This is a genomic window from Staphylococcus epidermidis, assembly GCF_006742205.1.
GTDB classification, from domain to species: Bacteria; Bacillota; Bacilli; order Staphylococcales; family Staphylococcaceae; genus Staphylococcus; species Staphylococcus epidermidis.
This window is the reverse complement of the sequence record NZ_AP019721.1, coordinates 2,184,914-2,210,056: the sequence shown is the minus strand read 5'-3', so window position 1 is coordinate 2,210,056 and position 25,143 is coordinate 2,184,914. Positions and strand designations below refer to the sequence as shown.

Genomic DNA, 25,143 nt, shown 5'->3' with positions numbered 1-25,143 from the left:
GAAGTGGAAAAAATTAAAAAGTAAGAAAATTATTATAAAATAATACCTTAACTTATATGTAGAAATATAAAATTATTATGATATAGTTTGTTATAATTTTTGATGTTCACAGTTAATCACATTAAAATAGAGTTATCAATAATATAAGTTATGGGGTATTTAAGTGGAGGAAATAAGACCAATAACCTATCAAGATAAAGAGGCATACTATTATTATATTCAAGAGTGGTATGAAAATGAGGAAAAAGTGGTACCAGGGAATACAGATATTGCCAATTATAGTTCATTTAACAATATGGTTGATCGGCTTAATTGTAGTGAAGTTGATGAGGGTTTTGTACCGACTACAACACTATTTTATTTTAAAGATTCAATTATTATAGGTGCTGTTGATATCAGACATCAATTAAATGATAAACTATCTAATATTGGTGGTCATGTGGGATACGGTGTAGCTAAATCTTATAGAGGGAAAGGTTACGCTACTATCCTTCTAGAAAAGGCTTTAGATGAACTTAAGACATTAAATGTAGAGGTCGTACTTATGACTTGTAATCCACTTAATTTTGCTTCTCAAACAGTGATGAAGAAATGTGGTGGATATCAAATTGAATCCTATATTAAAAAAAATGGTAAACCTGTTCATCGATATCATATACCTAATACAAAATAATCATGATTATTAAGAATATATTGTGATAAAGCAAATATATGATTTTTATTTTTAAAATGATTAGAAGAAAAGAGCTTTTTAAAGTCAATATTATTTGAGATAGGAGCTTAGACTTTTAAGTTTATTTAAGCAAAAGAATTTTAATGGAGACTTACGATTTAACACATCTTGTTATATTAAACTTTGTGAAAAACTTAACCATCTAAATAATCCTATATAATACATTAAACGCGTGGGGGGGATTCATAATAATGAAATATATAGATGAGCAAACACAAGCTCAATTATTAGACATGAATGAAGTCATTTTAGAAGTAGAAAAAGCTTTGCAAGCTTTTTCAGAGAATAAGACGATAACGCCATTAAGATATGTTTTGCCATTTAATGAGCAAAATCGTTATTTAGTGATGCCAGCATTATCAGATGAATTAAATATCGTTGGACTTAAAACAGTCTCATTTGCACCTGAAAATTCAAAAAAAGGGAAAGCGACTATTACTGGATCAGTTATTTTAAGTGACTATGAAACAGGAGAAACATTGTCTATATTAGATGGTGGTTTTCTTACTAAAGTAAGAACTGGTGCAATTTCAGGTGTAGCTACTAAATATCTAGCAAAAGAAAACGCTAAAACACTTAGTGTAATAGGGGCAGGTGTACAAGCTGAAGGTTTAATTGAAGCGATACTTGCTGTTAGAGATATTGAAAAATTCACATCGCAAGTAGAACGTTCGAAAAAGCAGAAAAATTTGCTCAAAATATACGAAATCGATTTAATATTAAAGTGAGTGTATTTAGATCGGCAGATGAAGCGATAGACAGTGCAGATATTGTAGTTACAGCAACAAATGCAAATCAGCCCGTTTATACTCATTCTTTACATCCAGGCGTGCATTTAAATGCAGTCGGATCCTTTAAACCAGATATGCAAGAAATACCTTCAGAAACAATGCTTGTTGCTAATAAAATTGTTGTTGAATCTATGGAAGCAGCTTTAGAAGAAACAGGTGATTTAAAAATTCCTCAAGCAGAAGGAATATTAACTAAAAATATGCTACATAGTGAATTAGGCGACATTATTTCTGGTGAAAAAGTTGGCCGCGAAACTGAAGAAGAAGTGACAGTCTTTAAATCGGTCGGTCTAGCAATTGTAGATATCATTGTGGCACAATATTTTTATAAAAAATTAATACAATCTTAGGTTAAATCAATGTTAGGAAAAATAGAGCAGGTAGACCCGTAACTGCTCTATTTATTTTTTATCTGACGATAGGGAAATTACTTTTAACTAAGATTGATGTTTATAATTAGTTATACATTTGAACAATGCAACTACAAATAGCATGATAAAAATAATTAAACTGATACTTGATAATAGCACAGGCACAACTTGATGTTTATTAATAAGTACATTGATATCTACAATTAAAAAAATAACGAAAATAATCATAGATATAATTAAATTTGATTGACGACGTAGGTATGAACTTCGTTTCATCTACAATACAAATCCCCTTTAAAATTCAATACTTTTAGTATATATTTTATCGTATTTTACTAACAAAGAGCAAACCTACCTTTTTAGTCGTCAGTCACTGTGCCTTCAGACAAACGTTAGACTAACGTACGCGTGACTTTACAAATAAAGAACATATTTTATAAAGAAATTACCATCATATTATTATATTTTTTAAGTAAGAGGATTGTTCATTCTACAAAAGTTGCGTTTTATATTTAAATATAAGGAGATTAGTTTATGAAAAAAATAATAATCACTGGAGCACTTGGTCAAATTGGTACTGAATTAGTTATTAAGTGTAGAGAAAGATATGGAACTGAAAATGTATTAGCTACTGATATAAGAAAGCCAGAACCACACTCTCCAGTTAAAAACGGTCCTTTTGAAATCTTAGATGTTACAGATAGAAATCGTTTATTTGAAACAGTGAGATATTTCAATGCTGATACACTTATGCATATGGCTGCACTGCTTTCTGCTACAGCGGAAAAGAAACCACTAGTTGCCTGGGATTTGAATATGGGGGGACTTATAAATACACTCGAAGCAGCAAGAAGGTATCAATTAAAATATTTTACGCCAAGTTCAATAGGAGCTTTTGGTATTTCGACACCTAAAGTAAATACACCTCAATTAACAATACAACAACCAACGACTATGTATGGTATAAACAAAGTAACTGGGGAATTATTATGTCAGTATTATTATGTCAAATTTGGAGTAGATACACGTAGCGTTAGATTTCCTGGTTTAATTTCACATGTTAAAGAACCTGGCGGTGGCATAACAGATTATGCAGTTGATATGTATTTTAAGGCAGTTAGAAAAGGACATTATACAAGTTATATTAATCGTTACACTTATATGGATATGATGTACATGGAAGATGCTATTGATGCGATTATCAAATTAATGGAAGAAGACAGTGTTAAATTAAAAACAAGAAATGGCTATAACTTAAGTGCGATGAGTATTGAACCTGAAATGCTAAAACAAGCTATACAAGTATACTATCCAGATTTCACCTTAGATTATGACATTGATTTAGAGCGTCAAGATATTGCATTAAGTTGGCCAGATAGTATAGATACGAGCTGTGCTCAGGAAGAGTGGGGATTTGATCCTAAATATGATTTACCAACTATGACTAAAGTGATGTTAGAGGCAATTGAGAAAAAACAAAAAGAATGCTGAGCCCATACCGATTTTTTAAAGTATATAGCTATCTTTTAAAACTTTAATAAAAGATACTGCATCAAAAAATTGGATGACAAGTGAAGTTAGAAGCAGTTTTTCGCGTAACTACATTACACAAATTGTCTGATTTATATATCATCTCATACAGATGTTTTTTGGCTCATATGGTCAAATTGAATGATAATATATAGGGTAAAGAAAAGTCTATTTTAGTTCCAAGTCTACTTTTAAAGAAGCTAATTTTCGATGAGAACACAAATTTAATTACGGAAAAAATAGGTGATGATAATAACATAACTTGTAACTTAATAAAGGTAGTGTTTTACTTATACTGTATACATAATAAAATTAATATCTATTTTGAATATTTAGAAAATTCATTGAATAGTAGAATCACGATTGATATAATTTAGTGTATCTATTTAATTGGAATTATATTAGGAGGCAACAGTCATGTCAGAAAAAGTAAAATTCGAAAAAAGAGAGTCTTTAAAAGAAAAACCTGATACAGCAAACTTAGGATTTGGACAATATTTCACAGACTATATGTTAAGTGTTGATTATGACGCTGATCAAGGATGGCATGATATGAAGATTGTGCCGTACGCACCATTTGAAATTTCACCAGCAGCGCAAGGGTTACATTATGGTCAGGCAGTTTTTGAAGGCCTTAAAGCCTATAAACATAATGGAGAAGTTGTATTATTCCGCCCAGATCAAAACTTCAAACGTATTAATAATTCTTTAGCACGTTTAGAAATGCCAGAAGTTGATGAAGAAGCATTATTAGAAGGGTTGAAGCAGCTTATCGACGTTGAACGAGATTGGGTACCTGAAGGCGAAGGTCAATCGTTATATATTCGTCCTTTTGTATTTGCTACTGAAGGTGTTTTGGGTGTACGTTCTTCACATCAATATAAATTACTAATTATTTTATCTCCGTCAGGCGCTTATTATGGTGGTGACACATTAAAGTCAACTAAAATTTATGTCGAAGATGAATATGTACGTGCAGTACGTGGAGGTGTAGGTTTCGCTAAAGTTGCAGGTAACTATGCTGCCAGCTTACTCGCACAAACAAACGCTAATAAATTAGGTTATGACCAAGTATTGTGGCTTGATGGTGTTGAACAAAAATATGTTGAAGAAGTTGGTAGTATGAATATTTTCTTCGTAGAAAATGGAAAAGTAGTTACGCCAGCATTAAACGGTAGTATCTTGCCTGGTATCACTAGAAAGTCAATTATTCAATTAGCTGAAGATTTAGGTTATGAAGTTGAAGAGAGAAGAGTTTCTATAGAAGAGCTGTTTAACGCATATGATAAAGGTGAACTTACAGAAGTATTTGGTTCAGGTACAGCAGCTGTTATCTCTCCTGTAGGTACACTTCGCTATGAAGATAGAGAAATTGTTATTAATAACAATGAACCTGGTAAAATCACTCAAAAATTATATGACACATATACTGGTATTCAAAGTGGCAAATTAGAAGATAAATACGGATGGAGAGTAGAAGTTCCTAAGTATTAAAAATAGAGTTTTCAATTATTTGTTAACTATCATCTATAGTATATTTATTATTTGGCAGATTGATTTTTAAATTTCAATCTGCTTTTTAAAATCCTTTTATATAAAAATATTTTTTAATTAATTATTCATTTCATATTTTTGTTGTGTGTAGTAAAATACAATTGATATAAAATGAATATAAATTAATTAGATTTAGACAGAGAAACTTTTTTAACGTATGTTTTTTCTGTCTTTTTTTATTTACACAACTAAGAATAAGGAGAGATAAAATGATTTATGCGGGTATATTAGCAGGTGGTATTGGTTCTAGAATGGGAAATGTTCCATTACCCAAACAATTTTTATCATTACAAGGAAAACCTATTATTATTCATACAGTAGAGAAATTTTTAATGTATAAGGACTTTGATGAAATCATCATTGCCACGCCTCAAAAGTGGATCAATTATATGCTCGATTTGCTAAACAATTATCAATTAGACGATAAGAAAATAAAAGTAATACAAGGCGGAGACGACCGAAATCACTCTATAATGAATATTATAGAAAGCATTGAGCAACATAAAAAATTAAATGATGAAGATATAATCGTTACCCATGATGCAGTTAGGCCATTTCTAACAAATCGAATTATTAGAGAGAATGTGGAATATGCCAGTCAATATGGTGCAGTAGATACGGTTGTTAATGCTGTTGATACTATCATTTCTTCAAATGATGCACAATTTATTTCTGGGATTCCAATAAGAAGTGAGATGTATCAAGGACAGACGCCTCAAACTTTTAAAATAAAAGAGTTAAAGGATAGCTATTTATCGTTAACTCAATCTCAAAAGGAAATATTAACTGACGCGTGTAAAATACTCGTAGAATTGGGTAAGCCAGTAAAATTAGTCAAAGGAGAGTTATTTAACATAAAAATAACAACACCATATGATTTAAAAGTTGCGAATTCAATTATTACTGGAGCTGTTGATAATGATTAATCAAGTATATCAATTAGTAAGTCCACGACAATTTGAAGCAACATTTAAAACTATTGATTTACATAATCATAATAGCAAAGTTATTGTTCGACCCTTATATTTGTCAATTTGTGCAGCCGACTTGAGATATTATTGTGGAAATAGAGATAGCAAAATTTTATCTAAGAAATTACCTATGTCATTGATTCATGAAAGTGTAGGTGAAATTGTATACGACTCTGAACATCGACTGAAAAATGGAACTAAGGTTGTTATGATTCCCAATACACCGTCTAAATCGCATAATATTATTGCAGAAAATTATTTAACTTCTAGTCATTTTAAGTCAAGTGGTTATGATGGTTTTATGCAAGATTATATAGTAATGAAACCTGATAGAGTAGTCACTTTACCACAAGAAATTGATTTGAGTGTAGCGTCGTATACTGAATTAGTTACAGTTAGTGTTCATGCAATAGATCGTTTTCAATCAAAAGCAATACCACAATTTGAATCATTGGGGATATGGGGAGACGGTAATTTAGGGTATATCACTGCAGTTTTACTAAAAAAACTATATCCTACTACAAAAATAATAGTTTTTGGAAAAACATTATATAAATTAAGCCGTTTTTCATTTGTAGATGAAATTATTCAAATTGACAATATTCCTCAACATATCAAAATTGATCATGCATTTGAATGCGTGGGTGGTAAAGGAAGTCAGCAGGCTATTGAACAAATTATTAATATTATTAATCCTGAAGGGAGTATCGCTTTATTAGGAGTGAGCGAACTGCCTATACAAGTGAATACAAGAATGGTTTTAGAAAAAGGTTTAACTATAATTGGTAGTAGCAGAAGTGGTTTAAAGGATTTTGAAAAAACTATTGAATTGTATCGTAAATATCCTGAAGTTCTTAATCAATTAGCATTACTTAAAGGTAAAGAATTTGAAATAAATACCATAGAAGATCTCATTACAGCGTTCGAATATGATATTTCTAACGCATGGGGAAAAACAGTTTTAAAATGGAATATTTAAAGAAAAGGAAACAACTATGACAAAGCAAAATATATTTATAGATGACATTTATTGGGAACGTGTCCAACTCTTCGTCAAAGGACATTTTGAAGGAGTAAAACCTACAAGAAATTTCCTTCTTAGAAATCTAACAGAAACAAAACTATTAAATGCCAATCATGTTAATATTCAAGGGTCAACTTTTGAGGCAAGATTTAATATTGCTATTTTAGAAAAAGGTAATTTTTTAGGTACAGGCAATTATATATTAATCAACCGACAAGAAGATGAATATGTCTGCCAAATTAACCCCAAATTTTTGAATGATAAAAAAAATCAGATGACTTTAGAGGAGTTAAGAGATTACAACTCACTTGAGACCCAATCGTTACAAAAAAGTTATTTATTAAAAAAGTATGGTAAAAGTTTCCAAAGATATAATAACAAAGAGATTAAATCTTACGTCATTGTTCCGGCAATATCCCAAGAAATTAATGAGTTTATTTTTAAAGTTCAATATAAATCTGAAATAAAGAAAATAAGTAAACTTAAGCAATTATCATACATATTACATAAAGCTTTGAGGAAAATTAGCTTCAATGTGAGAGATAAAATATATTTGTCGGTATTTAACATTTCCAAAACAGTATATAAGAATAATAAAAATCATGTTTTGTTTACATCAGATTCTAGAGCAAATATGTCAGGAAATTTTAAATTTATATACGAAGAAATGCTTAAACAACAATTGGACAAAAAACTTGTCATTCATTCTATTTTTAAACCTAATATAGCAAATAGGAGATCGTTTATTGATAAATTAAAATTTCCATATTTTTTAGGAAAATCTAAATATATCTTGGTTGATGATTATCATCCGATGATATATAAACTTCAATTTAGAGAAAACCAAGAAATAGTTCAAGTATGGCATGCTGTGGGTGCTTTTAAGACTGTAGGATTTAGTAGAACTGGGAAAAAAGGAGGACCTTTCATAGACTCTATTGGACATAGGAATTATAGTAAAGCTTATGTTTCGTCAAATAATGATATTCTTTACTATGCTGAAGCTTTTGGAATTGAAGAACATAGGGTTATTCCAACAGGTGTTCCACGTACGGATGTTTTGTTCGATGAATCTTATAAAACACGCATTAAACAAAGTTTAGAAACAAAATTACCAATTATAAAAAATAAAAAAGTCATTCTTTTTGCACCTACATTTAGAGGAAATGGACATCGCACAGCACACTATCCTTTCTTTAAAATTAATTTTGCAAGATTAGCTAGTTATTGTGAAGAACATCAAGCTACTGTTCTGTTTAAAATGCATCCTTTTGTTAGAAATAAATTAAATATCCCAGCAATTTATAGTAAATATTTTTTAGATATTTCAAATTACCGCGAAGTAAATGATGTATTGTTCATTACGGATATTTTAATCTCTGATTATTCTTCTTTAATCTATGAATTTTCAGTTTTTAAAAAACCAATGCTTTTTTATGCTTTTGATTTGGAAGATTATATTTACACGAGAGATTTTTATGAACCTTATGAAACCTTTGTTCCTGGTAAAATAGTGAAAACTTTTGATGAGCTTATTTTAGCTTTAGAAAATAATGATTTTGAATTAGAAAAGGTGAAGCCGTTTTTAAATAAAAATTTTAAATATAAAGATGGTAAATCAAGTGAACGATTAGTTAAAGATTTATTTAACAAATTTTTTCAGTAAAAGAATTTAAATTTTCTAATTTATGATAATTGTAACAATGGGTAAATAATAAGTTAAAAAATTTATATCATAGTGAAGCAACTCTTAAACTAGTCATGTATTGTAAATTTTCAAAGTATAGTTAAGTCATTTCATTTTTAGTAAGTTCTAGATTAGTGATGTACAATACGTATTATGAATAGAGTCTTTTAAAGAATATATTAATTAATAAAAGCACCTAAAGAAAAATAGCGTTTTTAATTTTGAATCCAATTTTAGTTTTAATACTTAAACAAAATTCAATTTCCTATAATTGTTATGCAAACTATAATACAATAGTTTATATAACTATAATTAATATAAAAATCATTTTCAGGAGAGAATTAAAAGTGGAATGGATATTATTTGATAAAGATGGTACATTGATTGAGTTTGACAGTAGTTGGGAAAAAATTGGCGTACGTCTCGTTGATCAACTTTTAGAAACCTTTCCAGTACATGACAAGGAAGCGGCACATCGCCAATTAGGTATTATCGATAAAAAAATTAAACCAGATTCTGTTATGGGATCAGGTTCATTAGGTGAAATTATAGAGTCTTTTAATGGTGTAACAGGTAAAGAAACTTCAGATTGGACAAGGGATACGAGTCAGGAACTCATTGATTCAAGAGTGCCTGAAAACAATTGGATTGATGGTGTACAAGAAACTATTCAAGCTCTTAGAAATGAAGGATATCACATAGGCATAGTAACAAGTGATACTAAAAAAGGAGTCGATCAATTTCTGGAGGAAACGCAAACTAGAAATCTCTTTGATTTAGTAATTTCTACAGAAACACATGCAGAAGAAAAACCACATCCTAAAGTGTTAGATCCACTATTTAATGCTTTTGATGTTGAACCGGGACAGGTAGCAATAGTAGGAGATACGGCCAACGATATGAAAACCGCGATTAATGCTAATTTAGGATTAGGTATCGGTGTGCTAACAGGCGTGGCTAAAAAAGAGGAACTCTACGACGCAGATGTCATCATAAACAGTGCAAAAGATGTTAAACAAGTTATAGAACAATACGGAAAATAAAATTTTTAAATTGAGTAAGACGTAGATGTGTGAGTTGATTCGCACGTCTACGTCTTTTTCTTTTAATAATACATAAAAATCATCGGTTTTATGAGTTGAGATTTAATAATGTACGTAGTGTAGGTTGATTATAAGAATTTTTAAATAAAGAACGACGTTGTAGTTCTGGTATAATGTATTTTACAAAATCTTCAAGGCTATGGGGTAATGAAGGTGGCATCAGATTAAAGCCGTCTGCAACGCCTTCATTAAACCAGTGCTCCATCTCATCCACTATCTCCTCAGGTGTACCTATAAGAGTAAGATGACCACCACCGGCACTTAGGTAACCTAATAATTCTCTTACAGTTGGTTGTTTATCTTTTATAATTGCTAAAACTGTTTCATATCGACCAATCGGACCTTTGAAATTTTCAACGGGAGGTAAGGGAGGAACTGGTTCATCTAATTCCCAATCTGAACAATCTTGTTGAACAAAAAAACTGAGTTGCTTTAAAGCATCTTCAATGGGTAACTTTTGATCAAGTTCTGCTTTTTTTGATAATGCTTTTTCATGGGTTTCACCTACATACGTTACTAAACCAGGGAAAATTTTAATTTTTCTATCTGGATGGTGAGTTTTAGATATAGCATCAGACAATTTCTTTTTATAACTACGTGCTTGCTTAATATCCCATGAAACAGAGTAAACAGCATCAGCATATTTTGCTGCTAATGCAATACCTTCTTTTGACGCACCGGCTTGCATAGATACTGGTTTACCTTGAGGACTTTGTGGTGTTGTATGTGGTCCTCGTACTTGAAAATAGTCCCCCTCATGATAAAAAGGTTTAATATCTTTAGACTCAATAATTTTGTTGTTGTTTTTATCTGGTACATAAGATGCAGTTGACCAAGAAGTGAATAGCTTATTCATTACCGATGCAAATTCATCTGCTTTTTTGTAGCGCTCATGTCTTTCCGGTAAGTATTGAAGACTGTGATTTTGGGCTTCAATATCTGTCATGGATGTGACCAAATTCCAACCTACACGGCCATGAGATAAGTAGTCTAGACTTAATAATTGACGAGAAGCGGTGAATGGATTTGAAAATGTACTCGATATTGTTGGCACTAATCCTATATGCGATGTAACTTGTGCAATAGCTGATAAGTTAATTATAGGATCAAACCAAAAAGCGGGCATAGTAGTATTATCACTCGCATTAAAGGCTTGATTGTCTGCAAAAAAGACGATATCCAAAAAGCCTTTCTCAGCTATTTGAGCTAAATGCTGATAATAAGATATGTTGCCGATATCCTCAATATTAGAATCTTTCATACGCCATGCCGCTTGATGATGACCACACCCATACAGTAACACACCTATGTTAAGAAAGTGATTATTTGTCATATGAACACCTCATTAATTATTATCTTTTTGTAAAAAATACACAACCGAAGAGTGTAAACGCTTAGTTCATTGTTAAACCACCGTCAACGGTAATATTTTGACCTGTCACGCCACGTGCTTCGTCTGAAGCGAGATATACAACCATATTGGCTACATCTTGAGGTGATGTTACTTTTCTAAGAGGTGTAGTTTGAGCAATTAAATCAAATACTTCAGGTGTAGTAACTGCACTTGCATCAGTCGTTTTGAGTAATCCTCCAGAAACAACATTTGCTGTGATACCATATTGTCCAAGTTCTGCAGCAATATTACGGGTAAAGCCGATGAGACCTGCCTTTGCTGTTGTATACTCATGATAAGGTACGACTGGATTTTGATACAAATTGGTTCCAATACTAATAATGCATCCACTTTGTTGTTCTATAAATTGTGGTATGACGCTTTGAGTCACATTAAATGCTCCTTTTAAAGTACCATTAAGTTGTTGTTGATAATCTTCCCAAGTTAAATCTTCAAACGATTTTTGCTGATTTGGATCAAATTTAAAACCAACAAGTGCATTATTGATTACTATATCTATTTTTCCAAAATGTTGTGTGGCAGTTTGAATCATTTGATTCACATCGTTTCTGTCTGTCACATCAGCTTGAATAGCTATAGCCTTACTTTGATTATAATTTCTAATTAATTTTTCAGCTTTATCCTTATTTTGTTTGTAATTAACAACAACATTGTAGCCTTTTTCTAGTAAAGTTATTGCAATTTTAGCGCCTAATCCACGACTACTTCCCGTGATAATTGCAGTTTTTTTCATCTTCATGCCCCCAATATTTTTATTTGTATAAGAAAAAATGCACAACCTTCATGAGAAAAGTTGTGCATCCAAATCAATATATAAAGACAGAATGATAATTAGATGAGATTCAACACTTTCCTCCGCTAGTATAAGCTAGTTCAGGTTCAAAGGGTTTGGATGATATCCATCTCAGTTAAAAAACACCCCTAGTGCATATAATTCACTTATAGTACAAACATAGAATTTTTATAAAATATTGTCAACATTCTTAATAATAGCTATATCTGTTATTTTAATATTGAAGTAAAAAGTATATGAAATAGCTTGTGAAAGTATACAAATATAAGCTCTAATTTTCTACAATTGGATATATTATCTTGTATCCACTTGTCGGTATGCTTTAATAACTTGAGCAATTTTATCAATGACTGGATCAAGGGAGTCTAAATCTTCGTGTATGTCATATTCATTAATATTAAGTCGAACAACAGGACATGCATTAAAATTGTTAATCCAATTTTCATACCGTTTAAATAGTTTTCTCCAATATTCTGGATCTGTATTGATTTCCATGTCACGTCCACGCTGTTGAATACGATCAATTACTTCATCATAATCACATTCTAGATAAATTAGAACATCAGGCTTTGGAAAATAAGGTGTCATGACCATTGCATTAAATAATTCGTAATACGTGTGATAGTCGTCAGCACTCATTGTTCCTTGTTCTTCATGCATTTTTGCAAAAATATCTACATCCTCATAAATTGAACGATCTTGAACGAAACCTCCACCATACTCAAACATGCGTTTTTGTTCCTTAAAACGTTCAGCAAGAAAGTAAATTTGAAGATGAAAGCTCCAACGTTCAAAATTATGATAAAATTTATCTAAATAAGGATTATGGTCTACATTCTCAAAGGAAGTTTTAAAATTTAACTTATCAGCAAGTGCTTGTGTTAACGTAGATTTACCAACCCCTACAGTACCAGCAATGGTTATTACTGCATTTTGAGGAATACCATAATTATTCATCTTTATTTTCTCCAATCATAGGTTTTACTAAATTTAAAATATTTTGGTAATCGTAATCATTTTTAACGAAATCTTGTTGTGACGTATCAATTCGAATGACATTTGCACCGTCATTCTTTAATGATTCATAATAAGCAAGATAATCTTTTTTTAAAGTAAGTAAATAGTCATCTTCTATATGAGATTCAAAGCTACGATTACGTTGTGCAATTCTTGATTTTAATACATTTAAATCAGCATCTAAAAAGATAATTGTATTTGGCATTTCGATATCTTCAGTTAAAATATCAAAAATACGACTGAATTTATCAAATTCTTTAGCATCTAAAGTATTTTTAGCAAAAATTTTATTTTTATGAATATGATAATCGCTAACTATACCTTGATTTAGCGACTCAATATCTCTAATCTGTTTATATCTGTTACATAAAAAGAACATTTCAGTTTGAAAACTCCATTTTTCTATATCATCATAAAAATCAGATAGAAATGGATTTTCATCAACAATTTCTTTCTCTTCATAAAAACCAAACGTCTTGCTTAATCGGTGAGCAAGAGAGGATTTACCAACACCTATAGGTCCTTCGATTGCAATAAATGGTTTATTCATAATCACTTCTCCAAATGTTAAGATAGACAATGAGTATTGTACCATAAGTGAGGTATTCCAACACATATGAAAAAAAATCATGATTACATGCGCTTAGCAATTAATGAAGCACACAAAGCCAAAGCATTAGGAGAAGTTCCAATCGGAGCAGTTATTGTTAAAGAGGGTCAAGTCATTGCACGTGCACATAATTTAAGGGAAACATTGCAGCAACCTACCGCCCACGCAGAGCACATAGCGATAGAACGGGCTTCAGAAGTTGTCGGCAGTTGGAGATTAGAAGAATGTACGTTGTATGTTACATTAGAGCCCTGTGTTATGTGTGCGGGCACTATTATTATGAGCCGTATTCCAAAGGTTGTGTATGGTGCTACTGATCCCAAGGGAGGTTGTTCGGGAAGTCTTATGAATTTATTAGAACAACCCCAGTTTAATCATAGGGCAACCGTAGAAAAAGGAATTTTAGAAGAAGAGTGTGCAGAACTATTGAGAAGTTTTTTTAAGGAAATACGTGAAAAGAAAAAAGCAGAAAAACAGGGGAAGATACAAAAGGATATAAATTTGTTAAAATGATGTCGTACATAAATAAACGTATTTTTGAAGTCTAGTAAATCGTTAAAGATTGTGTGATAACATATAATAATAATGAAGTTAAGACATATGCTACACACATAAATTTTAAATTAATTTAAAAAATTCATATAGCATCACTTTAAAATAAGTGGAAACGAGGTCAACTAATGATAAAGCTAATAGCAACGGATATGGATGGAACATTACTTAACGCTGGTCATGAAATCACCACTATGAATCAAGAAGCTATAAAATTTGCGCAAGCGAACGGCATTACAGTAGTTATTGCAACTGGTAGAGCGTTTTACGAGGCACAAACACCTGTTGCTGAAACAGATTTAAAAGTCCCTTACATATGTTTGAATGGTGCAGAAGTTCGTGAGGAATCATTTAACATAATGAGTACATCACATCTTAATCATGATTTAGTACACAAAATTACGACAGCACTTAAAAATAATCATATTTATTATCAAATTTACACAAATCGTGGCATATATACAGAAGATCCTAAACGTGATTTAGCAATCTATATAGATATTGCAGAACGTGCGGGTCAAAAAGCAGATGTAGCCAAGATACGAAATAATATACAAAAACGCATAGATAACGGTACTTTAAAAGTTGTAGAAAATTATGATTCAATTGAAGATATTCCTGGAGAACTTATTATGAAGGTGTTAGCTTTTGATGCAGATTTAAGTAAAATCGACCAAGTAGGTCAGGAGTTAGCATCATCACCAAATTTAGCAGTATCCTCATCATCAAGAGGTAACCTAGAAATCACTCATTCAGACGCTCAAAAAGGCATTGCCTTATCAGCTATTGCTCATCAATTAGGTATAGATTTAACAGATGTGGTAGCAATAGGAGATAATTTAAATGATATTTCAATGCTAGAACGTGTAGGTTATCCAGTAGCAATGAATAATGCTACAGATGAAGTTAAACATATTGCTAAATATGTCACAGACACCAATGAAAATAGTGGAGTTGGAAAAGCAATCATGAAAATATTAAAAGAAGAAAATAATTTAGAGGTGTAAAATAATGAAAGGTTTAATTATTATAGGGAGTGCTCAAGTAGGGTCTCATACGAACGCTTTATCAAAATATTTAAAAGGTCAACTCGGCGAACATGATGTTGAGGTGGAAATCTTTGACCTAGCTGAGAAACCCATTCATCAATTGGATTTTGCTGGTACAACACAAGCAGTTGATGAAATTAAAAACAATGTCAAATCTTTACAAAATAAAGCAATGGAAGCAGATTTCTTAATTTTAGGAACGCCAAATTATCATGGATCGTTTTCAGGTATTCTTAAAAATGCACTTGACCACCTTAATATGGACCATTTCAAAATGAAACCCGTGGGACTCATTTGCAATAGTGGAGGAATAGTAAGTTCTGAGCCATTATCACACTTGAGAGTCATCGTACGTAGTTTACTTGGTATTGCTGTACCAACGCAAATTGCTACACATGATTCTGATTATGCTAAATTAGAAGATGGTACCTTATACTTAGAAGATAATGAATTTCAACTACGTTCAAAATTGTTTGTTGATCAAATTGTATCCTTCGTAACAAATAGTCCATATGAACACTTAAAATAATCATATTTTATGATTTGTTTTTATCAAGCAATATCATTAAATTAGCTCCCTTTGATGTTTTTAGTAAACATTAGAGGGAGTCTTTATATATTTATCACCTTAATAAAACATATACATTATTCTTGAGATTTGCCTTTAAAATATTCCATAAAACACTGTGACAGAGACGTACATAATACTAATATGAAATACAGCGGTTATTTATATTTTTTTATTTGAAATAGTTTGGTGACGATTTGTTTGATGAATATAATAATAATTTTAATTGTTCATGTTATTAGAATTTTAAGAAATGCTGAGCAAATTAATTAACTATTTATTAAATGTTTGTTAACATGTTTAAAAAATATTGCAAAAAATACTTATATAATATATTGTATTTTACTCTAGAAATGATTTTTACATGAAAATTACATTGAAATAGTCAAAGATAAGGAGTTTTTATGATTAATAAAAAAAATAATTTACTAACTAAAAAGAAACCTATAACAAATAAATCCAATAAATATGCAATTAGAAAATTCACAGTAGGTACAGCATCTATTGTAATAGGTGCAACATTATTGTTTGGTTTAGGTCATAATGAGGCCAAAGCCGAGGAGAATTCAGTACAAGACTTTAAAGATTCGAATACGGATGATGAATTATCAGATAGTAATGATCAGTCTAGTGATGAAGAAGAGAATGATGTAATTAATAATAATCAGTCAATAAACTCTGATGATAATAACCAAATAAATAAAAAAGAAGAAACGAATAACAACGATGGTATAGAAAAAAGCTCAGAAGATAGAACAGAGTCAACAACAAATGTAGATGAAAACGAAGCAACATTTTTACAAAAGTCCCCTCAAGATAATACTCATCTTACAGAAGAAGAGGTAAAAGAACCCTCATCAGTCGAATCCTCAAATTCATCAATTGATACTGCCCAACAACCATCTCACACAACAATAAATAGAGAAGAATCTGTTCAAACAAGTGATAATGTAGAAGATTCACACGTATCAGATTTTGCTAACTCTAAAATAAAAGAGAGTAACACTGAATCTGGTAAAGAAGAGAATACTATAGAGCAACCTAATAAAGTAAAAGAAGATTCAACAACAAGTCAGCCGTCTGGCTATACAAATATAGATGAAAAAATTTCAAATCAAGATGAGTTATTAAATTTACCAATAAATGAATATGAAAATAAGGCTAGACCATTATCTACAACATCTGCCCAACCATCGATTAAACGTGTAACCGTAAATCAATTAGCGGCGGAACAAGGTTCGAATGTTAACCATTTAATTAAAGTTACTGATCAAAGTATTACTGAAGGATATGATGATAGTGAAGGTGTTATTAAAGCACATGATGCTGAAAACTTAATCTATGATGTAACTTTTGAAGTAGATGATAAGGTGAAATCTGGTGATACGATGACAGTGGATATAGATAAGAATACAGTTCCATCAGATTTAACCGATAGCTTTACAATACCAAAAATAAAAGATAATTCTGGAGAAATCATCGCTACAGGTACTTATGATAACAAAAATAAACAAATCACCTATACTTTTACAGATTATGTAGATAAGTATGAAAATATTAAAGCACACCTTAAATTAACGTCATACATTGATAAATCAAAGGTTCCAAATAATAATACCAAGTTAGATGTAGAATATAAAACGGCCCTTTCATCAGTAAATAAAACAATTACGGTTGAATATCAAAGACCTAACGAAAATCGGACTGCTAACCTTCAAAGTATGTTTACAAACATAGATACGAAAAATCATACAGTTGAGCAAACGATTTATATTAACCCTCTTCGTTATTCAGCCAAGGAAACAAATGTAAATATTTCAGGGAATGGTGATGAAGGTTCAACAATTATAGACGATAGCACAATAATTAAAGTTTATAAGGTTGGAGATAATCAAAATTTACCAGATAGTAACAGAATTTATGATTACAGTGAATATGAAGATGTCACAAATGATGATTATGCCCAATTAGGAAATAATAATGATGTGAATATTAATTTTGGTAATATAGATTCACCATATATTATTAAAGTTATTAGTAAATATGACCCTAATAAGGATGATTACACGACTATACAGCAAACTGTGACAATGCAGACGACTATAAATGAGTATACTGGTGAGTTTAGAACAGCATCCTATGATAATACAATTGCTTTCTCTACAAGTTCAGGTCAAGGACAAGGTGACTTGCCTCCTGAAAAAACTTATAAAATCGGAGATTACGTATGGGAAGATGTAGATAAAGATGGTATTCAAAATACAAATGATAATGAAAAACCGCTTAGTAATGTATTGGTAACTTTGACGTATCCTGATGGAACTTCAAAATCAGTCAGAACAGATGAAGATGGGAAATATCAATTTGATGGATTGAAAAACGGATTGACTTATAAAATTACATTCGAAACACCTGAAGGATATACGCCGACGCTTAAACATTCAGGAACAAATCCTGCACTAGACTCAGAAGGTAATTCTGTATGGGTAACTATTAATGGACAAGACGATATGACGATTGATAGTGGATTTTATCAAACACCTAAATACAGCTTAGGGAACTATGTATGGTATGACACTAATAAAGATGGTATTCAAGGTGATGATGAAAAAGGAATCTCTGGAGTTAAAGTGACGTTAAAAGATGAAAACGGAAATATCATTAGTACAACTACAACCGATGAAAATGGAAAGTATCAATTTGATAATTTAAATAGTGGTAATTATATTGTTCATTTTGATAAACCTTCAGGTATGACTCAAACAACAACAGATTCTGGTGATGATGACGAACAGGATGCTGATGGGGAAGAAGTTCATGTAACAATTACTGATCATGATGACTTTAGTATAGACAACGGATACTATGATGACGAATCGGATTCCGATAGTGACTCAGACAGCGACTCAGATTCCGATAGTGATTCAGACTCCGATAGCGACTCGGATTCAGACAGCGACTCAGATTCAGACAGCGACTCGGATTCAGACAGTGATTCAGATTCAGACAGCGACTCGGATTCCGATAGCGACTCGGATTCAGACAGCGACTCGGATTCTGATAGCGACTCGGATTCAGACAGCGACTCAGACTCAGACAGTGATTCAGATTCAGACAGCGACTCAGATTCCGATAGTGATTCAGACTCAGACAGCGACTCAGATTCTGATAGTGATTCAGACTCAGACAGTGATTCAGATTCAGACAGCGACTCAGATTCCGATAGTGATTCAGACTCAGACAGCGACTCAGATTCCGATAGTGATTCAGACTCAGACAGCGACTCAGATTCTGATAGTGATTCAGACTCAGACAGTGATTCAGATTCCGATAGTGATTCAGACTCCGATAGCGACTCAGACTCGGATAGTGACTCAGATTCTGATAGTGATTCAGACTCAGACAGTGATTCGGATTCCGATAGTGATTCAGACTCAGACAGCGACTCAGATTCCGATAGTGATTCAGACTCAGACAGCGACTCAGATTCTGATAGTGATTCAGACTCAGACAGTGATTCAGATTCCGATAGTGATTCAGACTCAGGCAGTGATTCGGATTCCGATAATGATTCAGACTCAGACAACGACTCAGATTTAGGCAATAGCTCAGATAAGAGTACAAAAGATAAATTACCTGATACAGGAGCTAATGAAGATTATGGCTCTAAAGGCACGTTACTTGGAACTCTGTTTGCAGGTTTAGGAGCGTTATTATTAGGGAAACGTCGCAAAAATAGAAAAAATAAAAATTAAAATGTTCAAATGAAATTTGTAGAAAGAAGCAGATATGAGATTTGAATAGAAAGTAGATTTAGTCCAACAAATGTAAGATGTTGATTAAAACTATAATATAACTTTCACGTTTATCATATCTTGTGAAAAAGATGATGCAAACAAGGTCATTTCTATTAAAAATGACTTAAATGTATGATTTTTAGAGAAACATATACAACTCACAATCTGACAATGATTTAATAGAGGAACCGTGAATTTTAAATGAATTCATGGTTCCTTTTTATTGAATTAATAAAAATTCTTTTATTTAATACAAAAAAATACTATGAAACCATTTAATGATAAATGACTTCATAGCAAAATTTGACGACTTATATTTTTATGCTTTAGTTAAAATGTTGAAGTAAATTTTTCCACAGTAACATGATTTGTGTTCGAGAATACTTTTGTGCAGTTTCAATACAATGGTGAGAAAAAGACTGTTGAAGTTGAGGGTTGTTGAGCAATAATTTTACTTTTTCAAATAGCATGTGTTGATTATTCTTTTCTACTAAATATCCATTCTTACCATCCTGTATCAATTCACCTGGACCATATTGAATATCATAACTGATAGAAGGTACACCATGTGACTCACATTCTAATAATGCTAAGGAAAAGCCTTCCATATTACTTGTTATTAAATTTAGATATGCATCTTGATATTCATCAGTTAAATCTTTTAAAAAACCTCTTAATATTACGTGCTTTTCTAATCCTAATTCTTGAATTCGTTCTTTTAAATGTTGTTCTTCTTTACCAAAACCATACATATGTAGTTCGATATTTGGAAATGAATCTTTAAGCTTATTAATAAGTTCGATTTGTTGTATCAATTGCTTTTCAGGTGAGTATCTTGCGACAGAAATAATTTTCTTAGGTGAAACATATTTATTTTCATTAGAGTAATCTTTCATATCGATAGATGAATAGCCAACTGGAATAGCATATACTGGAATAACTCCACTGATTCTCTCAATTACGTCAGCTTTTTGTTGTTGGGTTGAAACAATGATGGCTTTATACCTTTGTAAATGTTCAAAAACCCCTTTATAAACATTTTTGATTGGTGAATGCGCTAAATCAGTAACGTCTTTAACATGAGTGCTATGTAACACTGCAATAACAGGGATGTAAGATGCAACTATGTTAAATATATGTGATGTAACAAGGTTACGATCGCTAAAGAATAAGTCACTATTTTGATATATTGTTTCAATAAAAAAAGCACCTAGCTCAGTTTCATTGTTTAAAAAGTGCGTTTTACCTAAATGATTTAATATAATCTTTTTTGCCTCATAGGGATGATTTGAATTAATATCATAATACTTTTCAATTTTCACGTTTCCTTGAGGAGAAAGATAGTACTCCGCTTGTATTTTTTGGTCCGTTGATAAGACTCTAACACAACTTAAAAATCCGCGTGTATCGTATAACTCTCTTTTTATTTTTCTTCTAGATGTGTCAAAATAATTAATGTAATCAATTTTTTGATAAGCTTCATCAGCAAAATGCGCATACATTATAAATTGTTGTTGATCATATATCCGAACGTCATTTGTCTCAGAAACCGGTTTTATAGTATAACCACATTCATTTCTCCAGTAATGAAGCCAATTTTTACTGAACACTGATGTTACGTTACTTGCTTCTTGAAAATAATCATACATGTTTACATAATCTTCGCTATTAATATATTGCGATGCTGTTTGAGTTAAATAGCGATTCCATGCTAGTAATAAAATTTTAGCTTGATAATGATATGCTTTAAATAGGTTTAACCGATTAATCATTGCTTTTTCTATACCAGCAGTTTTATGACCGATGTTATTACCTACAAAATAGTACATAATTTACCTCATATAATTAAGTTTATTTTACAAACATTGTAACATAATAAAAACTTATAATATTAATAGAACTAATAAACATTTAAAAATAATTCACACGAAAATACATACTACTAACAATATTTACCTCTTTATAATCAAAAAATTTAAAATAACGAGTCACTTACAAACGAGCTTATAATAAACTTTATTGTTTATGAATACAACTATTGTGATAGCACCCACGATAAACGGTTTTTAATTGTTTGTCATGGTTACTCCACTTAGTATATTTCTGTTCTTGTAGTTTCACTCATCAGTATTATAGCCAAGTATGTTGTTAAATTTGTTAAAAAGTATAAATAATAGTGAGTTTTAAGTTTTGAGTTAAGTTACTCTCTATGAGCAAATGTTTCTATCGTTGTTTTAATCTCATCTCTTACACGTTGAAATTCTGACCAATCTTTACCAGCAGGATCATCAAATCCCCAATGTTCTTTAGTGACGTTTTTAGGTAAAACTGGACAGTTTGCATCTGCATCACTACACAATGTGACAACTATATCAGACTCTATTAAAATGTCATTGTTTATTAGGGGATGAACTCACTCACTAAGTAACCTATAAGTAATAAAGCTAAAATAATCCATGAAATTTTAAATAATCGTGTGTCTCGTATAGCATTTTTAGGTTCAAAAATACTTGATATATCAAATGTTTTAGGGATGGATTTTCTAAAGTAAAACCATAATATTAAGATACTAGCTAATAGAGAAAATAAATTAGGTATAAACATACGCTTTAAATATTCAACAAATTCAATACCAAAGTAATCTGCTGATACAATGTTAACCAAATTACTTACAACAAGTGGTAATGATGTGGAATATACGATAAACCCACAAGCTATAATAAAAGGAAACACTAGCTTTTTATTGAAACCTAAATTTCTTATCATCGCTAAAGCGATAGGCGTCAAAATTAAGGTTGCTCCATCATTAGCAAAAAATGCTGCAATAATTGCACCTAATATCATGATAAACACAAACATTTTTAATCCATGTCCTTGTGATGCTTTAACCATATGTATGGCAGACCACTCAAAAAATCCTATTTCATCAAGGATTAATGAAATAAGGATAACTGCGACAAAGGTAAGTGTGGCATTTTAAACTATACTTGTCACTTCTAATATATCTGAGACACTCACTACTCCAGTAACGATAGCTAAAAGCGCGCCGATGACTGCAGAAATCCCTATATCTAATCCTTTTGGTTGCCAAATTATTAAAGTTACTGTAATAAAAAATATAGTAATGACTAATACAGTAATCATGAATTTCACCTTTCTTCATAGCATGACACATTCTTGGTTCACTAGTCGAATGTATTAAATGTAAATAGTTTGTCAATAGCTCAGGTAACCTATAATTGAATTGATGCATTTGTTTGAAGTTCATTTGTTAGTAAACACGTATGTGTGATTAATAAATACTTTAATCTGATGACTTAAAGTTGGTTGTAAACGTTATAATATGTATGTAAATTACAAGTGCATAAATACACTACAATAAATTAAATCTAGAATTTCTGATTTATTTAGATTCGTAACGACCTTTAATAAATTCAACATTGAATGTTTAGCATGGGGTGAGTTTCTTTTGTGTTACATTATGTATCATCGATATTGATGATGCTAAAAAATTGCCAGTTGCATCTTATAAACTAAAAATACAACTGGCATTGTAGTTGAAATTCAATGTTTTATTTGCGATATTTCAGACGTGCGAAAGCATCATGCTGGTGGATAGACTCTTCATTACGACATTCAATATCGAACCCTTCAATCCAGTCAAATTCAACTAAGTCAGCTGCAATTAGTCGAATTAAATCTTCAACAAATCGTGGATTTTCATAAGCGCGTTCTGTTACTCGTTTTTCATCAGGACGTTTTAAGATTGGATATAAGATAGAACTAGCGTTGGCTTCCATAGCGTCTAAAATTTTATCTTTATAATCATCGATGACATCATTATTTTTATCTAAATATGCTTTAACTGTAACGATACCACGTTGATTATGTGCGGAATATTCACTAATTTCTTTTGAGCAAGGACATAGTGTTGTTACTTTGGCTTGAATAGTTAATTCTTTGCGTGTAACGGTATGATTTTCAATAGCCAAACCATAAGTAACATCTGCGTGGCCTACAGCTTTAATATTAGTCACAGGACTATAACGATCAAAGAACCATTTACCTGACACATCAACACCTGCAGCATTTTGATTCATTTTATCTTGTAGAGTACGCAACAATTGATGTAGTGTGTTAAATTCAAGTTCAATGCCATTATCATAATGTTTTTCAACGCTTTCTAATATGCGACTCATATTAATGCCTTTTTCATTTTTATTTAAACTCGTTGAAAAACTAAATAAACCAGCTGTTTGGTACTGATCAATTAAAACTGGATAAGTTAAATTTTTAATGCCTACTTCCTCTATTTCAAATAAGAAATTTTTATGAGTACTTTGTAAATCGGTCATTTCATTTTTAGTAGTTGGTTTCGTACCTTTGACAGGGTCAACAGAACCGAAATGTTTCCAACGACCCTCTCTAGTGGATAAGTCAAATTCTGTCATGTTTTACCTCCATTTAAGATTCAAAGTGATATGTCCAAAATGGCTCTATTTTTAAGAAACTTTGTGCTTGACCATCTATTTCGGGACTAGCAAGTTGTTTTAAAAATGGTCCTGTTTGTGAAGCATGTGCTTCAAAAGCTTTAAGTTTTATATCACTATATTGAGATATGTCATTTTGAATATCAGGTTCTCCAAGAATTTCTGATGCATCATTGCTAAACGCTACAAGTGTAAGACGGGGTCGATCTGATTCATGCATGCGTCCAACTGTACGTACTACAGCTTCTGCAGTTGCCTCGTGATCAGGGTGAACTGCAAATTTAGGATAGAACGAAATAATTAATGATGGATTTGTTTCGTCAATAAGTGATTGAATCATTTGATCCATTTGATCGTAAGGTTCAAATTCAACAGTTTTATCTCTTAACCCCATTTTCCTTAAATCTGTAATCCCAATTGCTTTGCATGCTTCTTCTAACTCACGTTCACGTATAAATGGTAAAGATTCTCTTGTTGCAAAAGGAGGGTTACCTAGATTACGTCCCATTTGTCCTAGGGTAAGACATGCATATGTGACGGGAATACCTTTTTCAATATAACTTGCGATAGTTCCAGCAGACGAAAAAGTTTCATCATCAGGATGGGGGAAAATCACAAGTACGTGTCTTTCATCAGTCATGATTGGCAACCTCCTTTATATAGTAAATGGCTGTTTACTTATTTCTATTGTAGCAGCCAATTGTCCTTCATAATTAAAACCTGCAATTAAAAATTCGTTATTCTCATTAACTTCATAGTGCGTAAGTCCTTGCACGTAAACCCAGCCACCATCTTTTAATTTAAGACCTACACGATATGGATCTTTGTCGCCGCCTTTAAGTTGTGCATGTTCAAAAGTCACGACAATATTTCTTAAAAATGTTCCAGCGTTAAATACGCGTTGATCGAAATGATTTGCATAAGCACCATTTGTTGTTTCAACGTGTAGGTAAACAGGCTGATTTGAGTAAGAAGTTAATAAATCTAGCACTTCTTGTTCTTTAATTGGTTCCAACACGTTCACTCCCTTAAACTAAACAATATGTCAGTGACGGACTACCGATAAACATATTATTTACCAGCAAACTC

General features: G+C 31.6%; 20 protein-coding genes, 3 pseudogenes and 1 riboswitch. Of the genes and pseudogenes, 12 read left to right on the top strand and 11 right to left on the bottom strand.

The genetic code is table 11. From position 1 onward, the window contains the following. The first annotated feature begins 163 nt into the window (after positions 1-163). Positions 164-673: a GNAT family N-acetyltransferase gene (locus tag FNL83_RS10870; RefSeq protein WP_001832276.1), complete on the top strand. Its 510-nt coding sequence runs from the start codon at positions 164-166 to the stop codon at positions 671-673. A 251-nt stretch (positions 674-924) separates the two neighbouring features. After that, positions 925-1,874, top strand: a pseudogene (locus tag FNL83_RS10865) (ornithine cyclodeaminase family protein). An 87-nt stretch (positions 1,875-1,961) separates the two neighbouring features. On the opposite strand, the gene FNL83_RS10860 reads toward FNL83_RS10865, so the two are convergent. After that, a complete protein-coding gene (locus FNL83_RS10860; RefSeq protein WP_002469109.1) occupies positions 1,962-2,171 on the bottom strand; it encodes a hypothetical protein in 210 nt (69 codons plus the stop codon). A 258-nt stretch (positions 2,172-2,429) separates the two neighbouring features. Here FNL83_RS10860 and FNL83_RS10855 point away from each other — a divergent pair, with 258 nt between their 5' ends. From FNL83_RS10855 to FNL83_RS10830, 6 genes are all read left to right on the top strand, one after another. Then, the gene (locus tag FNL83_RS10855) at positions 2,430-3,386 is read left to right on the top strand and encodes an NAD-dependent epimerase/dehydratase family protein (protein ID WP_001832307.1); all 957 of its coding nucleotides are present in this window, start codon (positions 2,430-2,432) and stop codon (positions 3,384-3,386) included. Positions 3,387-3,842: 456 nt separating this feature from the next. Beyond that, positions 3,843-4,919, top strand: coding sequence for a branched-chain amino acid aminotransferase (locus FNL83_RS10850; protein ID WP_001832304.1), 1,077 nt, complete (start codon positions 3,843-3,845; stop codon positions 4,917-4,919). Positions 4,920-5,188: 269 nt separating this feature from the next. After that, positions 5,189-5,905, top strand: coding sequence for an IspD/TarI family cytidylyltransferase (locus FNL83_RS10845; RefSeq protein ID WP_001832311.1), 717 nt, complete (start codon positions 5,189-5,191; stop codon positions 5,903-5,905). Next, entirely contained in the window at positions 5,898-6,929 is a 1,032-nt protein-coding gene (locus tag FNL83_RS10840; protein WP_001832309.1) for an alcohol dehydrogenase catalytic domain-containing protein, read from the top strand. The genes FNL83_RS10845 and FNL83_RS10840 overlap by 8 nt, the downstream gene beginning before the upstream one ends. Before the next feature lie 16 nt (positions 6,930-6,945). Beyond that, entirely contained in the window at positions 6,946-8,640 is a 1,695-nt protein-coding gene (locus FNL83_RS10835) for a CDP-glycerol--poly(glycerophosphate) glycerophosphotransferase (RefSeq protein WP_001832305.1), read from the top strand. 368 nt (positions 8,641-9,008) lie between these two features. Further along, entirely contained in the window at positions 9,009-9,704 is a 696-nt protein-coding gene (locus FNL83_RS10830; RefSeq protein ID WP_001832318.1) for an HAD family hydrolase, read from the top strand. An 88-nt stretch (positions 9,705-9,792) separates the two neighbouring features. Here FNL83_RS10830 and FNL83_RS10825 read toward each other — a convergent pair whose 3' ends face one another. From FNL83_RS10825 to FNL83_RS10810, 4 genes are all read right to left on the bottom strand, one after another. Continuing rightward, on the bottom strand, positions 9,793-11,097 hold the full coding sequence (locus FNL83_RS10825) for an NtaA/DmoA family FMN-dependent monooxygenase (protein WP_001832263.1): 1,305 nt from the start codon (positions 11,095-11,097) through the stop codon (positions 9,793-9,795). 61 nt (positions 11,098-11,158) lie between these two features. Then, entirely contained in the window at positions 11,159-11,911 is a 753-nt protein-coding gene (locus FNL83_RS10820; RefSeq protein ID WP_001832302.1) for a 3-oxoacyl-ACP reductase, read from the bottom strand. A 100-nt stretch (positions 11,912-12,011) separates the two neighbouring features. Beyond that, positions 12,012-12,111, bottom strand: a riboswitch (TPP riboswitch). 154 nt (positions 12,112-12,265) lie between these two features. Beyond that, positions 12,266-12,928 (bottom strand): deoxynucleoside kinase, encoded by a 663-nt coding sequence (locus FNL83_RS10815; RefSeq protein ID WP_001832291.1) that lies wholly within the window; start codon positions 12,926-12,928, stop codon positions 12,266-12,268. Next, positions 12,921-13,538, bottom strand: coding sequence for a deoxynucleoside kinase (locus tag FNL83_RS10810; RefSeq protein WP_001832278.1), 618 nt, complete (start codon positions 13,536-13,538; stop codon positions 12,921-12,923). The genes FNL83_RS10815 and FNL83_RS10810 overlap by 8 nt, the downstream gene beginning before the upstream one ends. A gap of 66 nt (positions 13,539-13,604) precedes the next feature. On the opposite strand from FNL83_RS10810, the gene tadA reads away from it, so the two are divergent. From tadA to FNL83_RS10785, 4 genes are all read left to right on the top strand, one after another. After that, positions 13,605-14,111: a tRNA adenosine(34) deaminase TadA gene (gene tadA / locus FNL83_RS10805; RefSeq protein ID WP_001832295.1), complete on the top strand. Its 507-nt coding sequence runs from the start codon at positions 13,605-13,607 to the stop codon at positions 14,109-14,111. Between the two features lie 167 nt (positions 14,112-14,278). Then, positions 14,279-15,157 carry a Cof-type HAD-IIB family hydrolase gene (locus tag FNL83_RS10795; protein WP_002469110.1) on the top strand — a complete coding sequence of 293 codons (879 nt, stop codon included), beginning with the start codon at positions 14,279-14,281 and terminating at the stop codon, positions 15,155-15,157. Positions 15,158-15,161: 4 nt separating this feature from the next. Beyond that, complete coding sequence (locus FNL83_RS10790; RefSeq protein WP_001832301.1) at positions 15,162-15,728, top strand: NADPH-dependent FMN reductase; 567 nt, start codon at positions 15,162-15,164, stop codon at positions 15,726-15,728. A 443-nt stretch (positions 15,729-16,171) separates the two neighbouring features. Next, positions 16,172-19,522: an SdrD B-like domain-containing protein gene (locus tag FNL83_RS10785; RefSeq protein ID WP_002487864.1), complete on the top strand. Its 3,351-nt coding sequence runs from the start codon at positions 16,172-16,174 to the stop codon at positions 19,520-19,522. 368 nt (positions 19,523-19,890) lie between these two features. Here FNL83_RS10785 and FNL83_RS10780 read toward each other — a convergent pair whose 3' ends face one another. From FNL83_RS10780 to FNL83_RS10745, 6 genes and pseudogenes are all read right to left on the bottom strand, one after another. Beyond that, the gene (locus FNL83_RS10780) at positions 19,891-21,393 is read right to left on the bottom strand and encodes a glycosyltransferase (RefSeq protein ID WP_002456849.1); all 1,503 of its coding nucleotides are present in this window, start codon (positions 21,391-21,393) and stop codon (positions 19,891-19,893) included. A gap of 371 nt (positions 21,394-21,764) precedes the next feature. Then, positions 21,765-21,968, bottom strand: a pseudogene (locus tag FNL83_RS10775) (arsenate reductase/protein-tyrosine-phosphatase family protein); the annotation flags it as partial. Between the two features lie 2 nt (positions 21,969-21,970). Next, positions 21,971-22,705 (bottom strand): annotated as a pseudogene (locus FNL83_RS10770) (ArsB/NhaD family transporter); the annotation flags it as partial. A 431-nt stretch (positions 22,706-23,136) separates the two neighbouring features. Continuing rightward, a complete protein-coding gene (gene folE2 / locus FNL83_RS10755; protein ID WP_001832035.1) occupies positions 23,137-24,015 on the bottom strand; it encodes a GTP cyclohydrolase FolE2 in 879 nt (292 codons plus the stop codon). 13 nt (positions 24,016-24,028) lie between these two features. Beyond that, positions 24,029-24,694 (bottom strand): bacillithiol biosynthesis deacetylase BshB2, encoded by a 666-nt coding sequence (bshB2, locus tag FNL83_RS10750; protein ID WP_002456851.1) that lies wholly within the window; start codon positions 24,692-24,694, stop codon positions 24,029-24,031. A gap of 15 nt (positions 24,695-24,709) precedes the next feature. Then, positions 24,710-25,072 carry a YojF family protein gene (locus FNL83_RS10745; RefSeq protein ID WP_002438722.1) on the bottom strand — a complete coding sequence of 121 codons (363 nt, stop codon included), beginning with the start codon at positions 25,070-25,072 and terminating at the stop codon, positions 24,710-24,712. Positions 25,073-25,143: the final 71 nt, after the last annotated feature.

Excerpts from the sequence above, each read along its gene's own strand:
- FNL83_RS10860 (WP_002469109.1), bottom strand. The coding sequence starts at position 2,171 with ATGAAACGAAGTTCATACCTACGTCGTCAATCAAATTTAATTATATCT.
- FNL83_RS10855 (WP_001832307.1), top strand. The coding sequence starts at position 2,430 with ATGAAAAAAATAATAATCACTGGAGCACTTGGTCAAATTGGTACTGAA.
- FNL83_RS10850 (WP_001832304.1), top strand. The coding sequence starts at position 3,843 with ATGTCAGAAAAAGTAAAATTCGAAAAAAGAGAGTCTTTAAAAGAAAAA.
- FNL83_RS10845 (WP_001832311.1), top strand. The coding sequence starts at position 5,189 with ATGATTTATGCGGGTATATTAGCAGGTGGTATTGGTTCTAGAATGGGA.
- FNL83_RS10840 (WP_001832309.1), top strand. The coding sequence starts at position 5,898 with ATGATTAATCAAGTATATCAATTAGTAAGTCCACGACAATTTGAAGCA.
- FNL83_RS10835 (WP_001832305.1), top strand. The coding sequence starts at position 6,946 with ATGACAAAGCAAAATATATTTATAGATGACATTTATTGGGAACGTGTC.
- FNL83_RS10825 (WP_001832263.1), bottom strand. The coding sequence starts at position 11,097 with ATGACAAATAATCACTTTCTTAACATAGGTGTGTTACTGTATGGGTGT.
- FNL83_RS10820 (WP_001832302.1), bottom strand. The coding sequence starts at position 11,911 with ATGAAAAAAACTGCAATTATCACGGGAAGTAGTCGTGGATTAGGCGCT.
- FNL83_RS10815 (WP_001832291.1), bottom strand. The coding sequence starts at position 12,928 with ATGAATAATTATGGTATTCCTCAAAATGCAGTAATAACCATTGCTGGT.
- FNL83_RS10810 (WP_001832278.1), bottom strand. The coding sequence starts at position 13,538 with ATGAATAAACCATTTATTGCAATCGAAGGACCTATAGGTGTTGGTAAA.
- tadA (WP_001832295.1), top strand. The coding sequence starts at position 13,605 with ATGAAAAAAAATCATGATTACATGCGCTTAGCAATTAATGAAGCACAC.
- FNL83_RS10795 (WP_002469110.1), top strand. The coding sequence starts at position 14,279 with ATGATAAAGCTAATAGCAACGGATATGGATGGAACATTACTTAACGCT.
- FNL83_RS10790 (WP_001832301.1), top strand. The coding sequence starts at position 15,162 with ATGAAAGGTTTAATTATTATAGGGAGTGCTCAAGTAGGGTCTCATACG.
- FNL83_RS10785 (WP_002487864.1), top strand. The coding sequence starts at position 16,172 with ATGATTAATAAAAAAAATAATTTACTAACTAAAAAGAAACCTATAACA.
- FNL83_RS10780 (WP_002456849.1), bottom strand. The coding sequence starts at position 21,393 with ATGTACTATTTTGTAGGTAATAACATCGGTCATAAAACTGCTGGTATA.
- folE2 (WP_001832035.1), bottom strand. The coding sequence starts at position 24,015 with ATGACAGAATTTGACTTATCCACTAGAGAGGGTCGTTGGAAACATTTC.
- bshB2 (WP_002456851.1), bottom strand. The coding sequence starts at position 24,694 with ATGACTGATGAAAGACACGTACTTGTGATTTTCCCCCATCCTGATGAT.